Origin of the sequence: Corallococcus sp. CA054B, assembly GCF_003611625.1 — a bacterium.
Classification (GTDB): Bacteria; Myxococcota; Myxococcia; order Myxococcales; family Myxococcaceae; genus Corallococcus; species Corallococcus coralloides.
Genome location: NZ_RAVY01000029.1, coordinates 51,934 through 65,689, shown reverse-complemented (window position 1 = coordinate 65,689; position 13,756 = coordinate 51,934). Strand labels below are relative to the sequence as shown.

The following is a 13,756-nucleotide window of genomic DNA, read 5'->3' as shown; positions in this document are numbered from 1 at the left end:
CGCCGAAGCCGAGGATGGCGACCAGCACCGCCGCGTACACCGCCACCCCGGGCAGGACGCGGCGCCCCGTGTCCCGGTGCTCGAACGCCCAGTTGGCCACGGTCGCGAACCACACCAGGATGAACGTCAGGCCCCACAGCCCCGTCACCGACACCCATTGCACCAGCACCGGCACCTTTGCCTGGGTGTAGGCCAGCACGCCCCACGTGCCGAACGGGTTGCCCATGCTGCTGAAGAGCTCCAGCCCCGTCGTCGCCGCCGGCAGGAAGAGCGTCCCTGCGAAGGAGCCGCGCGGCCCCACGATGAGCCGGTCCGCCAGGTACAGCCCCGCGACGACCACCGCGCCGCCCAGGGCCATGCCAAAGGCGCTCGCGGCGGAGCCCGGGAACACCCCCAGGTTCGCCACGCCAGCGGCGACGGTGTTGGCCACCAGGAGCCCCACGAAGCCCACCGCGGGACGCTGCCGCCGGGAGAAGTAGAGGAACAGGGCGCCCATCAGCCAGCCGGGCAGCACCGCCCACTCCGTGTTCAGCAACAGCACCAGCGCGGCCCCGGCCCCCAGGGCGAGCCACGGCATGAGCGTGGGCAGACGCCGCGCTCCTTCGTCCGGATGAGCGCTCATCGCGCGCCCTTCTTCTTCGTCGAGCCCGCCGTCCGCTTCACCCGCTGAAGCGCCTCGCGCGCCTCGTCACACCAGCGCAGGTGCGCCTCCAGCCCGAGCAGTCCCGCGCGAATCGACAAATGCTGGTAGGCGAACTCCGGGTCGTCGCTCCGGGCCTGGCTGACGTTCTCGTCAATGAGGCGCAGCGCCGCCAGCAACCCCTCCGCCTCGGCGCGGCTGCGCTCCACCTGCGCCAGGGAGTCCTCGGGCCCCACCTGGGCCCCGAAGAAGAGCTTGAGCAACAGCTCGTTGCGCTCGACGTGGGGGAGCACCGGCCGCCGCAGCCATTCCGCGAGCGCCGTCCGCCCCGCCTCCGTCACCCGGTACACCTTCCGGATCCGCCCGCCCTGCGTGCGCTCCTCCGGCTCGAGCTCCACGAGCCGCTCCTCCGCCATCCGCTCCAACGTCGGGTACAGGTTGCCGTAGCTCTCCTGCCAGAAATGCCCCACCGACCGCTCGATGGCGCTCCGCAGGTCGTACCCACTCATCGGCTCCCGGCACAGCATCCCCAGGATGGCGAACCGACAGGTGCTCTCCCTCGCCATGACTGCCTCCTCCGTCCGGATATATCAGACTGATATATCCGGACGCCAGTCCGCGGAGCTCGTTCGCGGTGGTGAGGGGAAGGGCTACAGCAGGCGACAGAGCCACACGCTGGGGATGGCGGCATGGAAGCCGGCCTTCTCGTAGGCGCGCCGCGCGGGTGCGTGGCTCGCATCGCCACCGGTCGCCACGGTGGCGACCCTGGCGCCCGCGCGCTTCATGTGGCCGAGCGCGAATTCGTAGAGCGACGTCCCGACCCCATGTCCGGCGTGAGCGGGATGGACCGCGTTCAGACCTATCTCTCCGATGAGCGTCTCCGGGTCGACCTTCACCGCGACGAAGCCGACCACGCGCATCTCGACCTCGGCCACGAACACGTCCCAGCCCGAGTCCGGAGCGATGAGCTCTCGAAGCAGGTCGGCCTGGCGTGCGTCCTGCTTCGCCTGCGCGAGCTCGTAGATCTCGTCGCCCAGGAGCGCGCGGAACGACGCGAACACGGGCTCGAAGGCGGCTCGGCGGATGTCTTCGAGGATGCTCCCGTCAAAGCTCCCTGCTCGCCGGATGTGGAAGCGCCGCCGCGCAGTGTCGCGATTGAAGGAATGCCAGACGTTGTCGCGGACCTCGTCGCTCAACCCGAGCGCCTCGGCGCGCTCCAGCAGCGACTTCAGCTCCTCGGCGCCCAACAGTGACCGCAGGGCCGCGGAGTGCTCCTGCCGGAAGAACTGGAACACCAGCACCCGGGCCGCCACCTCACGCAACGCCTGCTCGTCGCCGACAACGAGGGTCTTGGCGACCCGCACCAGGACGGTGCTCCGCTCCAGAGCGCCTTTCCAATAAAGGCTCAGCTCGCTCAGCGCCCGGAGCGCGTTCACTCGCTGCCGGACGGAGAGCTTGCCCAGCTCGAGGATCTCCACCAGCGCGTCGAACACCTCGGGGCCACGCTTGCGGAGCGCCGCCAGGTCGACGGGGACCCGCCACTTGTCCAGCTCATTGATGAGCCAGCGATATGCCTTCGCGTCCATGGCGGCCACTCTCCTGGTTCAAACGGTGAAAACAAGCCTGCTTGCTCGCGTCCCAGGGACGAACCGTAGAGTGGCCGCATGACCTCTCCCCGCTCGTCCTTCCCGTGGTCCCCTTCCCTGCGTGCCACCGTCGCGCTGGGCTTCCTGTCCCTGGGCGCTGGCTGTGGCCCTGAAGCGGTCGGCGCTCCGCCCGCCGTGGCGCAGGCCGCTCAGCCGCTCCTGGGGGCCACGCCCGCCGCCGCCGGTGAGTTCCCCTGGATGGTGTCCCTCCAGGACCAGGCCGGGAATCACCTGTGTGGCGGCACCATCATCAACACCCACTGGGTCCTCACCTCTCGGCAGTGCGTGCTGGGGAGCAGCATCGTGTCGCCCCCGCATCCCAGCACCCTGCGGGTCGTAGCGGGCAGCAACAGCCTGACGGCGACGAGCAGCACCCGGCAGGTGAGCACGCTGCTGGACATCGTTCCCTTCCCTGGCGCATGGGATGCGACACAGGGCAACGACGCGGCGCTCCTGCATGTGCTCACCCCGCTGGTGCTCGATGGCACCACGGTGGCGGCGCTGCCGGTGGCGACGGCGGCGGATGTCACCGCCGGCTACACCACCCCAGGTGTCATCGCCACGCTCTCGGGCTGGGGGCAGACGACCCCGGGCGGTGCAATCCCAGACGCGCTGATGAAGATGAGCGTGCCGCTGATGTCCAACGCGGATGCCTCCCTGGCGCTGGGGCAGCCCCTCACCGCCGACCAACTGGGGGCGGATGGTTCGGCGCAGGGCAACGCCTTCTGCGCCGGGGACGTGGGGGGCCCGCTGGTCGTGGACGGCCCCTCCGGGAAGAAGCTGGTGGGCGTCGCCAGCTACAACCTGGGCTGCTCCGCGCCGAACATCTTCGAGCGGGCTGCGTACCTCAAGGGGTTCATCGACTACGTGACCCCGCGGCTGAAGACCGCGCCGCGCGTGACGCAGAATTACGTGAACGCACCCCAGGGTGGCTGGAAGCACTACTCCCTGACCATGCCGAGCGCCCCCTCGTTCGTCGTGGCGATGCAGAAGGGCACCGGCAACGGCACCCTCTACGTGCGCTACGGCGCGCCGCCGACGCTGACGAACTACGACTGCCGCTCCGGCGACACGGGCAGCAACCTGGAGTATTGCTCATTCACCTACGCGGCCGGTGGGGATTGGTTCATCGGCGTGTATGGCGAAACGGCGGTCGTCAACGCCACCGTGCTCGGACGTACTTTCTATTGATTCACGGTCGCCTGCTTCGGGTGCCGTATGGACGGGGTAGGCTTCCGCGCGCATGAGCACGAGCGGAACGGCGGCGCCCGGATACTGGCTGGAGGTCGACCTCGCGCTGGCTGGCGATGAGGTCAGCGCCACGGCGCGGGGCAGCGGAGGCCAACAGCCCGCGCCGCACAGGTTGGGGCCCGCGCACTCGCGCGAGGCCCTCCGCCGCTTCGGCGAGTGGGTGCGGGACGCGGCCGTGCGCGGGGTGCCCCTGGAGTCCGCCGAGCAGGCGCGGGCGCTGCACTCCGCGCTCTTCCGCGAGGGGCTCCAGGAGGTGCTGCTCGAGCTGCGCGGCGTGCTGCGCAACACCGCGAGCCAGAAGCCGCTGCTGCTGCGGCTCCTGCCCCGGGACCGCGAGCTCCAGGCGCTTCCGTGGGAGGCGCTCTGTGGACCATCCGGGCCGCTCGACTTCCTCGGCATCTCGCCGGAGCTGTGCATCGTGCGCGGGGTGCAGTCCACGAAGCCCTGGCTTCCTCGCGAGGTCACCGGGGCCGTGCGGCTGCTCGTCGTCTCGCCGCTGGATGAAGCGGCACCGGCCCGCCTGCGCGCCATGCTCCAGCCGGCCATCGACTCCGGAGCGCTGGAGTGGATGGAGCCGCTCGTGGGGGCCCGCTCGCGGCGCGACTACGTCATCGACCGGCTCCGCTCGGAGCCCGCGCCGCACATCCTGCACTTCATCGGTCATGGCGGCGTGGACGCGAAGGGGGCTCCGGTCCTGCAACTCACGGATGCGGACGGCGCGGACGCATGGCTTTCCGTGGAGCTGCTCGCGAAGGAGCTGGCGGGAGCCTTCCGGGGCGACCTGCGCCTGGTGGTGCTCGAAGCCTGTCAGGGCGCTCAGCCGGGGGCGCTGACGAGCGCGGCGGAGCTGCTCGCGCAGGGCGGCGCGGACGCGGTGGTGGCGCACCTGTGGCCGGTGAAGACAGACGTGGCGCGCGCGTGCTCGCGGGCCTTCTATCGCGCGTTGGTGGGCGACACGCGGCACCGGGGCGACGTGGCCCGCTGCCTTCACGACGCGCGCAGCACGGTGCTGACGGAGTTTGGCGAGAGCGCCGAGGCCTTCTCCCCCGTGCTGTACCTGCGAGGCAGTGACACCACCCTCTTCTCCTTCCGGCCCGCCCGGACGAACACCGCGCCCCGAGCCCCCGTGCAGGCCGAACCGGTGCGCGGCGAGGACCCGTCCCTGCGCGGCCTCTTGGACCTGGTCTCACGTCCCTTCTCCCTGGTGCTGGGCGACCACGGGGGCATCACGGACGATGACCTGCGGGAGCTCTTGCACGGCCGGATGAGGGGCACGCCGTGGGCCGTGCCGGACGCCCTGCCGATGAGCGCGCTGGCGCAGCGGTTCACGCTGCGCTTCGGGCCCAAGACGCTGGACTCGCACTTCCAGGAGGTGTTCCGGGATGCGACGCCCACGCTGCCGCTGGTGGAGGCGCTGGCGCGGCGGCTGAAGCCCGGCGTCCACATCACGCTCTTGCGCATGCCCGTGCTGGAGCACGCGCTCGCGCTGCACCGGCCCGAGCTGCCGCTGTATGTCATCCAGCCCTCGTCGCCCGACGAGGGCTCCGCGCTGATCCGTCGGCGCCTGCCGGGACAGGGCTGGGAACCGCTCGACACGCTGCCCCTGGACTTCGACCCCTCGCGCGACGTGGCGCTGGTGAGGCTGTACCGGGGCTACCTGCCCGACCGCGTCTTCGAAACGCCCCTGCTCACGGAGGATGACTACCTGCACGGCGTGCGGGACCTGGAGTCTGTCCTGCCACCGGACCTGGCGGACACCCTCCTGGGGGCGCTGGACAGCCGGCCCACGCTGCTCGTGGGACTGTCCTTGCTGGCATGGCACCACCGCATGCTGCTGTCGCGGCTGTTCGGACGCCGGCCTCTGCCTCGCAAGAGCCTGGTGCTGCTGGAGCCCGGGGTGCATGAGGCGGAGTCGTGGAAGTCGGGCCGGGGCCTGCCCGCGGGCGCGGGCATCCAGGTGGTGCAGGCGGAAACGGGCGCGGTGGCTGAGTCCCTGGGCATGGGGACGCCGGGAGGTTCGCGATGAGCGCCCCGGTGAATCCCTTCCTCGGGCCGCAGCCCTACCGCGCGGCGGACCGCGAGCGCTTCTTCGGCCGCGAGACCGTGACGCAGCGGCTGGTGAACCGCATCCTCGCGCACCCGTGTCTCACGCTCTTCGGCCCCTCGGGCGCGGGGAAGTCGTCGGTGATGCAGGCGGGCGTGATTCCGCTGCTGGAGGAGGCGCACGAGTTCCGCACGGTGCGCATCGACGGGTGGCTCGCGGGGGAGGCTCCGCTGGCGCGGCTCGTGAGCACGATGCACGCGGAGCTGGAGCTGGGGCCTCCTCCGGAGCAGGCGGGGACGGCGCAGGCGCTGGACGCGGCGCTGGAGCTTGCTTCGCAGCGCTCGGACCGGCCGGTGCTCATCTACCTGGACCAGCTGGAGCAGCTCTTCCTGCCGGGGCGCGACGTGGAGGCGACGGGCGCGCTGCTGAAGGGATTGGACGCGCTGGCGCGCAAGCCGGTGCGCGGGCTGCAGCTCGTGCTGGCGATGCGCGAGGACTACCTGGGGCGCTTCCGGGACCGCGTGCGGGGCCGGCGCGAGCTGCTGGAGCAGGGCTTCCGGCTGGGGCCGCTCACCGTGGGCGAGATGGTGAAGGTGTCGTGCCGGCTGGCCACGGAGAAGGGCCTGCCCTCGCAGCCCTGGTCCGAGCAGGAGGTGCGCGCGCTGATGCGGCAGGTGCGCATGGCGGGCCAGGGCGAGCAGGACGACGACGCCGAGGTGCAGGCCGCGTTCGCGCAGATCGTCTGCCGGGCGCTGTGGGACGAGCGGGCGCGGGGCCAGGCCGTGGAGCCTGTCGCCGCGGAGCCGATGGTGCACCGCTACCTGGAGGCGACACTGGATGCGCTCGGCTCCGACAAGAAGCGGGCGGCGCGCAGGTTGCTGGAGCAGTACCTCATCGCGAGCGATGGCAGCCGGGCCCTGCTGACGGAGAAGGAGGCCCGCGCCGAGCTTCCACCCGAGCACGCGGACGAGGTGCTGACGCACCTGGAAGCGGCGGCGGTGCTGCACGCGGAGCAGCACCAGGGCAGCCGGTACTTCGAGCTGGGACACGACTGGCTCGCGCGCAAGGTGTTCGAGCTCAAGCAGCAGCGCATCGAGCGTGAGTCAGCGCAACGACAGCGCCGGCGTGAAGCGGCCGAGCGGCGCAGACTCATCGTCCTGGCCTCGGCGGCGGCGGGAGTGGCGGTGCTGATGGCCCTGCTGCTCATCTGGGCCCTGACGGAGCGGACCCAGGCGGAGCAGGCGACGACTGCGGCGGATCTCGCGAAGCAGGAAGCCGTCAAGCAGGCTCGAGATGCGCGGGGATTGGCATTGATGACGGGAGCTCGCGACCTGCAAGGCCGCGGCTTCACCGCGATGGCCACGAAGCTGCTGCTCGAAGTGCCCGAACCCGGGCAGGCGCGATGGTGGACGCAGCTGGCGCATGACTTCCTGAAGGAACCCGTCCCGGAGGTGACGTTCCAGGGAACGAATCCGCTGCACGTCGCGGCCTTCAGCCCGGACGGCCAGCGGGTGGCGGCGGCGTCCATGGACGGACCGGCGTGGGTATGGCGCGTGGACGGGCTGGGCACACCCGTGGCGTTGACGGGCCATCTGGGCGTCGTCAGCTCCATCGAGTTCAGCCCGGACGGGCAATGGGTTGCCACCGCGTCCCAGGACGCCACCGTCCGGGTGTGGCGGGCGGATGGGACGGGCAGGCCCGTGGTGCTCCGGGGGTACGAAGACACCGTCTACGCCGCGAGCTTCAGTCCAGATGGACAGTGGCTGGTGACGGCTTCGGCGGACATGAGCGCGCAGGTGCGGCGGGCGGATGGAACCGGCAAGCCCGTGATGCTGGTCGGGCACGAGGCCTCGGTCCTGTCGGCACGCTTCAGCCCGGAGGGACGGCGCGTGGTGACCACGTCATTCGACGGGACGGCGCGGGTGTGGAAGGCGGATGGGAAGGGCTCGCCCGTGGTGCTCAAGGGGCACTCGAAGCCCGTCATGTCCGCCGAGTTCAGCCCGGATGGACAACGGGTGGTCACGGCTTCCACGGACAAGACGGCGCGGGTGTGGAAGGCGGATGGGACGGGCACCCCCATCGTGCTCAAGGGACATGAGGGGGACGTCCATTCCGCCGCCTTCAGCCCGGATGGACTGTGGGTGGTGACGGCTTCGACGGACAGGACGGCGCGGGTGTGGAAGGCGGATGGGAAGGGCACGCCCATCGTGCTCGAAGGCCATGCGGACTCCGTCATGTCCGCGGGTTTCAGCCCGGATGGCCTGTGGGTGGTGACCACCTCCCTGGACAGGACCGCCAGGGTCTGGCGTGCGGATGGAACCGTCCCACCCCAGGTGCTCAAGGGGCACCAGGGCTGGGTCGAGGACGCGCGATTCAGTCCGGACGGGCAGCGGATCATCACCGCGTCCAGGGATGGAACCCTCCGGGTCTGGAAGGCGGGCGGGCCCGGGATTCCCACGGTGTTCCAGGGCCCCGGAGAGGCGGTCCAGTCCGCGCGGTTCAGTCCGGATGGGTCGCGGGTCGTCACGGCGGGCAGCGATGGAGTTGCTCGCGTCTGGAGCACGAATGGGACGGGAGCCCCCGTGGTGCTCGATGGGCGCGCGGGCCCCGTTTCATCGGCCGCGTTCAGCCCGGATGGACAGCAGGTGGTGGCGGCCTTCGAGAACGGGAGCGCGCGGGTGTGGCGGGCGGATGGAACCGGCAAGCCCGTGGTGATGAGCGGGGATCCGCTCACGCCCATCGGCTCCGCGGAGTTCAGTCCTGATGGTCAGTGGATCTTGACCACGGTCCGGTTCAGGGGCGTGCCCCTGGTGTGGAGGGCGGACGGGAGCGGGACACCGCGGGTGCTGGGGTACGACGAAGCGCTCTCCGCCCGGTTCAGCCGCGACGGTCAGTGGGTCGTGACAGCGTCGGCCCGGACCCCGAAGGTGCTGAGGACGGATGGAAGCGGCACGCCCGTGGCGCTCCTGGGGCATGAAGGTGACGTCTCCTCCGCCGCGTTCAGCCCGGATGGCAAGTGGGTGGTGACGGCGTCGGCGGACAAGACCGCGCGGGTGTGGAAGGCGGACGGGACGGGCACCCCCGTGGTGCTCAAGGGACATGGAGGTGACGTCTATTCCGCGGGCTTCAGCCCCGATGGCAAGTGGGTGGTGACGGCTTCGGCGGACAAGAGCGCACGGGTGTGGAGGGCGGACGGGACAGGTGCGCCCATCGTGCTCCAGGGACACCTGGACCGCGTCTCCTCCGCCCGCTTCAGCCCGGATGGACATCTGGTGGTGACGACATCAGGAGACGGGACCGCGCGGGTGTGGAGGGCGGACGGAACGGGCTTGCCCCTGGTGATCCAGGGCTGTGAGTCGGAGGTCGCATCCGCCGAGTTCAGTCCGGACGGGCACCAGCTCCTGACGGTGTGCGCCGATGGGCCGGCACAGCTCTGGCCCCTGGAGGTTTCGGATCTCCAGCGACGGCTTCGGGCCGTCAACAAGGACTGCCTTCCTCCGGACGTCCGTCGCAGCTACCTGGATGAAAGCGAGGAGCAGGCGCGGCGTGGCTATGCGGAATGTGCGCGGGAGCACAGACGGGATCCGCTCGTGAGGCCGCCACCGACGCTAAAGCTGCTGCCCTGAAAGCCTTGCAGCGGGATCTCCAAGCAGCACATAGCCGCGCAAGTCATTGCGTTGCATCCACTGATAGCCCAGTCGCTTCGGGTCGACCGGATCCGGAATGCCATACACCTGCGCGTCCTGCCGCGCCCGGTAGCCCGCCAACAATGCATCGTTGACGCCACGGTACGCGCTCATCAGCGCGTCCAGGGCGACGCCCGCGCGGCTGCCGTTGGACAGGATCTGGAGCGAGGAGAGGACACGCGAGGCACGGCTGCGCGTCATATCCTCCGTGTCCAGGAACCCCAGCGTCCACGCCAGGTCGCTGTGGCCGATGATGCCCAGCGGTCCGCGCGGATTCGCCAGCAGGGCCTGGGGCAGCGCCGCCACGAAGGGACGCTCCCCTGCCCTGGGCAGGCTGTGCAGCACGGAGTCAGGACGGCCCGCGAACCCGCCAGCCGCAGAGATCTGCGCGAGCCATGCATGGAACGCGCTGTCCGGTGGCGTCGCCGCGCCGAAGCACGCCACGCTGAACCACATGCCTCCAGGCAGAAAGGGCGTGTCCCGCAGCAGTGCTCCCGTGAGCGGCGGGCCTCCGCCCAGCGTCAGCGCGCCTTGCAGGGCCCGCTGCTCCTCGGGAGAAGCCCAGCCCTTCGAGGGCCGCCCCAGTCCATGCGCCACCGTGAGCATCACCGCCGAGCGCGCACCGGCCGCGGCCTCCAGGAGCGCGTCCGCGTCCGCGTAGTCATAGGGAACCTCCTGGACCTTCAACGCGGGCCGCTTCTGCTTCCACCGCGTCTCCATGACCTGCCGGCAGGGCTCCACCAGCAACTGGTGTCCGGAGGCCGTGGCCGTCGTCCCATCGCGCGCCGTGTACAGGAGCATGTCCGGGGCCTCCGGAGGCGCGCCCTGCTTCTCGGCGGCGACCACCTTCTCCGCGTAGGACGTGTAGCCCGCGAGGTCCGGCTCACCGTCGGGCAGCCCCACGTGAAGCCGTCCCACGAACGCGCCATGCGCGAGCACGTGCTGCAACTCGATGGACACGTCGGGCAGGTCCCCGAGCAGCAGCAGGTACCTGGGACGTTCCTCCTCGGGGACGTCCTCGGCCCGGTGCACCGACTCCTTCCAGCGCACCGCCGCGTTCGCGTCCATGCTGGGAGGAACGCGGTAGCGCATCACGGGCGCGCCCTGCTCCTGCTCGCGGTGCTGGAGGAGCGGCTCGATGGCGCGAAGCAGGGCATCGCCCTTCGTGCCCGGCGGCGCGATGACACCCCAGCGCTGCGAGGCCAGGTCATTCGGGCTCGCGTCGGGGCGCTCCAGCGTCAGGCCCTCGGCACGGCGAGGAAGCGGCGCGGGCCTGGGGGCATCCCGGGTGGAGTCCGCGGGAAGCCCTTCCTCCAGCACCGGCCGGCGGTCGTCAGCGCGCGCGAGCAGCAGCTGCAGCGCTTCATCCTTCTCGGGCTCGGGCATCCTTCGGCTCCTGGCAGGACCCACGTTCTATCGATTCCAGATTCCGGAGGCCGGTCCAGGAATTGGAAAACGGCTCCGTCCACGCCCGACCCCTCCCGTCCAATCCCTTGCAATGACTGGAAGGGCGCATGGCACCCCGCGTGGCACAACCGCTGCACTGTCGTTGTGCATGCACGGTAAAATCCTCCTCCTCGATTCGAAGCCCCCGGTTCGTGGTGCGACGGCACGTCACCTGACGGCCGCGGGCTTCACCGTCCACACCGCGCGCACGGATTCCCAGGCTCGCAGCCTGCTGGACGCGAACCTGTTCGACGCGGTCCTCATCGACCATCCCTTCGGCCGGCCCGGCATGGAGGAAGGTCTGCGGTTCGCTCGCGACCTGCGCCTGCAGGACTCGCACGTCCCCATCCTGCTGATGACGGCGCTGCCCCTGGACGAGGTCCGGCACTCGGCGTGGAGCAGTGGCATCACCAAGCTGCTGCCCAAGCCGCAGCTGATGCCGGTGCTCATCCTCCACCTGTCCGCGCTCATCCCCGCCGCGGCCAACGAGGACCAGCCCCAGCCCATCCCCATGCGCTGAAAAGCCGGGCTGCCGTCCTTGTCTGTTTCAGTCCGGATTCCGGAAAATGGATCCGCAACCTGGACAACCGCGCGCGGAGGACCTGCTTCCGCCGGGCCAAGTGGCTGTAAAGACTTCACCGCTTTATTCCCGGGGCCCCTGGCCCCTCCCTTGCTCATGCCTCCTTGTGTGTCCCGGAACCTGCTGATCGTCGATGATGAAACGGTCCTGTGCTGGGTCCTGGGCCGCTTCTTCACCAGCGCCGGCTACGAGGTCGACTCGGCCACGGACCTGGGCGAGGCCCTGGAGCGCGTGAGGCGCGGCCGGTACGACCTGGTCATCAGCGACCTGCGCCTGAGCGGAACGCAGTCCGAGGAAGGACTCATCATCGCGGAGCGGGTGCGCGAGTCCTCTCCGGCCACGCGCATGGTGCTGCTGACGGCATTCGCGACACCGGACCTGGGGACGCGTGCGCAAGCGCTGGGCGTGGACTTGGTGCTGAGCAAACCCCAGCCGCTGCCGGACCTGGCGGAGCACGTCTCGCAATTGCTGGAAGCTCCGCGCTAGGAGGGCGTGCGGTCTCCGGGTACGCAACGGAGATATGCGTGGCAGCATGCGTGGACTGACATGCCCCGCTACGCCCTCATCGCCGAACCGGATCGCCACCGCGCCGCGGGCCTGCTCGCGCTCGCGCAGCAAGAGGGGCTGGAGGGCGTGGTGGCGCGCGATGGCGCGGAGGCCCAGGAGCTGGTGCGTCTGCGTGGTTCTCCCACGCTGCTGGTGACGGACCTGGCGCTGCCCCGGGTGGACGGGTTCGCGCTGCTGGCGTGGCTGCGGGGCCGCTCGGATGCACGCCACACGGCGGTGATGGTGGTGACGGCGTTCGACGAGCTGCGCGTGCGGGCCTGGCAGCTCAAGGACGCGCTGGGCATCCACGCGCTGCTCAGCCGGCGCGCGGGACCGGACGCGATGCGCGACGGCGTGCGGCGCGCGCTCGCGGGCCAGCTCGCGGGCCACGGTCAGCTGGAGCTCAACGCGGACGAGGAGAAGCGGAGGCTCGCGCGCATCGACGAGCTGAAGCTGGTGGACCCGGGCCCGCCCGACCAGAAGCTTCAGGACCTGGTGGCGGAGGTGGCGCAGTCCTTCGGGGTGCCCGTCGCGCTGCTGACGTTGGTGCTGGGGAACAAGCAGTGGTTCAAGGCGCACGTGGGGCTTCCCGCGGCGCTCGCGAAGGACCGGGGCACGCCGCGCGACTGGGCCTTCTGCCACCACGTGGTGCAGGGCCGGGAGGCCCTGGTGGTGCCGGACGCCACGCGCCACCCGGTGTTCCGGGACAACCCGCTGGTGCGCGACGGCATCGTCGGCAGCTACGCGGGCGCGCCGCTCATCACCTCCACCGGGGAGGTGCTGGGCTCGCTGTGCGTCATCGACACGCGCCCGCTGATGCTGGGCCCGGAGGACCTGGCGGCGCTGCGCGAGCTTGCGGGCCGCGTGGCGGAGAACCTGGAGCACCCCACGGCGCGGGGCCTGCCACGCCCCATCACGCCGAGGCCCCAGGGCGCCCCGGAGCCGGTGCTCACCGAGGCGGTGGCGCTGGCGCTGGTGCGCGAGGCGGTGAGCGCCCTCGATGTGCCGGTGCTGGTGGTGGCGCCGGGCCGCAAGCCCTTCGCCTCCAACGCGGCGCTGGCGGAGTTCCTGGGGCTGCCGGAGGACCGACTGCCGGGCATGGCCTTCGATTCGCTGTGCCAGCACATCGCGAGCCTCACCGCGGACCCTGGCGGCACGCTGCGGCAGCTGGACCTGGCGGCGGAGAGCTCGCGCGGGCTGCACCTGACGCTGTCGCTGGAGCGGCCCCGGCCGCGCGAAGTGCGCTGGGTGGCGCGGCCCTTCCTGGTTCCCGGAGGCATCGCGCAGCTCCTGTCGCTGATGGACCTGGGCATCGGCGCGGACCTGAAGGGCAGGCGCGAGCAGCTCTTGCGCCAGGACGCGCTCACGGGGCTGGACACCCGGCGCGTGGGCGAGGAGCGGCTGGCCAGGGAGATTGGCCGCTGCCGCCGGGAAGGCCTGCCCACCAGCCTGCTCCTGGTGGACCTGGTGGAGCTGGGCGCCGTCAACCGCGCGCGCGGCTACGACGCGGGCGACGCGGCGCTGCGCGAGCTGGCCCGGCACGCGGAGAGCCTCTGCCCTCCCCCGGGCTTCATGGTGCGCTGGACGGGGGACACCTTCCTGCTCGTGCTGCCCGGAGCGGACGCTATCGCCGCGGAGGCCGCGCGCCAGCAGCTCCATGACGTGCCCGGCCAGCCCGCGTGTGTGTCCATCGCCGTGACGGTGCAGGGCGAGGAGGATCCGCACGGCACCCTGGACCGCGCGCGCGCCGCGCTGGTGCGGGCGAAGGCGGAGCGCAAGGCCGCCCCCCTGCACGGCTGAAAGCCAGGCTGATGGGTGGGATGGCCTCCGCCTGGAAGGCCGGAGGGCCTGGGAGGCGTCAATGCCGTGAAAACCCCGAGGGCCCTGGCTATCGAAGGGCTTTTCCGCCCCCCGTGG

At 71.0% G+C, this 13,756-nt stretch carries 9 protein-coding genes and 1 pseudogene; 6 read left to right on the top strand and 4 right to left on the bottom strand.

The genetic code is table 11. From position 1 onward, the window contains the following. The 3 genes and pseudogenes from D7V80_RS10290 to D7V80_RS10280 all read right to left on the bottom strand — a co-directional run. Window positions 1-622: pseudogene (locus D7V80_RS10290) on the bottom strand (apolipoprotein acyltransferase); the annotation flags it as partial. Next, window positions 619-1,206 (bottom strand): PadR family transcriptional regulator, encoded by a 588-nt coding sequence (locus D7V80_RS10285; RefSeq protein WP_120587984.1) that lies wholly within the window; start codon window positions 1,204-1,206, stop codon window positions 619-621. The pseudogene D7V80_RS10290 and the gene D7V80_RS10285, both read right to left, overlap by 4 nt. 84 nt (window positions 1,207-1,290) lie before the next feature. Continuing rightward, on the bottom strand, window positions 1,291-2,226 hold the full coding sequence (locus D7V80_RS10280) for a GNAT family N-acetyltransferase (protein ID WP_120587983.1): 936 nt from the start codon (window positions 2,224-2,226) through the stop codon (window positions 1,291-1,293). A 78-nt stretch (window positions 2,227-2,304) separates the two neighbouring features. Between D7V80_RS10280 and D7V80_RS10275 the strand changes: the two genes are divergently transcribed. The 3 genes from D7V80_RS10275 to D7V80_RS10265 are packed head-to-tail and all read left to right on the top strand — an operon-like array spanning window position 2,305 to window position 9,207. Then, entirely contained in the window at window positions 2,305-3,477 is a 1,173-nt protein-coding gene (locus D7V80_RS10275) for a trypsin-like serine protease (protein ID WP_120587982.1), read from the top strand. Between the two features lie 52 nt (window positions 3,478-3,529). Beyond that, on the top strand, window positions 3,530-5,563 hold the full coding sequence (locus D7V80_RS10270; RefSeq protein ID WP_120587981.1) for a CHAT domain-containing protein: 2,034 nt from the start codon (window positions 3,530-3,532) through the stop codon (window positions 5,561-5,563). Further along, complete coding sequence (locus D7V80_RS10265; protein WP_120587980.1) at window positions 5,560-9,207, top strand: hypothetical protein; 3,648 nt, start codon at window positions 5,560-5,562, stop codon at window positions 9,205-9,207. The genes D7V80_RS10270 and D7V80_RS10265 overlap by 4 nt, the downstream gene beginning before the upstream one ends. Here D7V80_RS10265 and D7V80_RS10260 read toward each other — a convergent pair. After that, window positions 9,190-10,653, bottom strand: coding sequence for a hypothetical protein (locus D7V80_RS10260; RefSeq protein ID WP_120587979.1), 1,464 nt, complete (start codon window positions 10,651-10,653; stop codon window positions 9,190-9,192). The two genes, D7V80_RS10265 and D7V80_RS10260, sit on opposite strands and share 18 nt — an antisense overlap. Window positions 10,654-10,822: 169 nt before the next feature. Here D7V80_RS10260 and D7V80_RS10255 point away from each other — a divergent pair, with 169 nt between their 5' ends. The 3 genes from D7V80_RS10255 (at window position 10,823) to D7V80_RS10245 (ending at window position 13,639) form a co-directional block, all read left to right on the top strand. After that, the gene (locus tag D7V80_RS10255; protein ID WP_158616587.1) at window positions 10,823-11,233 is read left to right on the top strand and encodes a response regulator transcription factor; all 411 of its coding nucleotides are present in this window, start codon (window positions 10,823-10,825) and stop codon (window positions 11,231-11,233) included. A gap of 168 nt (window positions 11,234-11,401) precedes the next feature. Further along, complete coding sequence (locus D7V80_RS10250) at window positions 11,402-11,779, top strand: response regulator (RefSeq protein WP_233585246.1); 378 nt, start codon at window positions 11,402-11,404, stop codon at window positions 11,777-11,779. 60 nt (window positions 11,780-11,839) lie between these two features. Beyond that, window positions 11,840-13,639 carry a diguanylate cyclase domain-containing protein gene (locus tag D7V80_RS10245; protein ID WP_120587976.1) on the top strand — a complete coding sequence of 600 codons (1,800 nt, stop codon included), beginning with the start codon at window positions 11,840-11,842 and terminating at the stop codon, window positions 13,637-13,639. Window positions 13,640-13,756 lie beyond the last annotated feature (117 nt).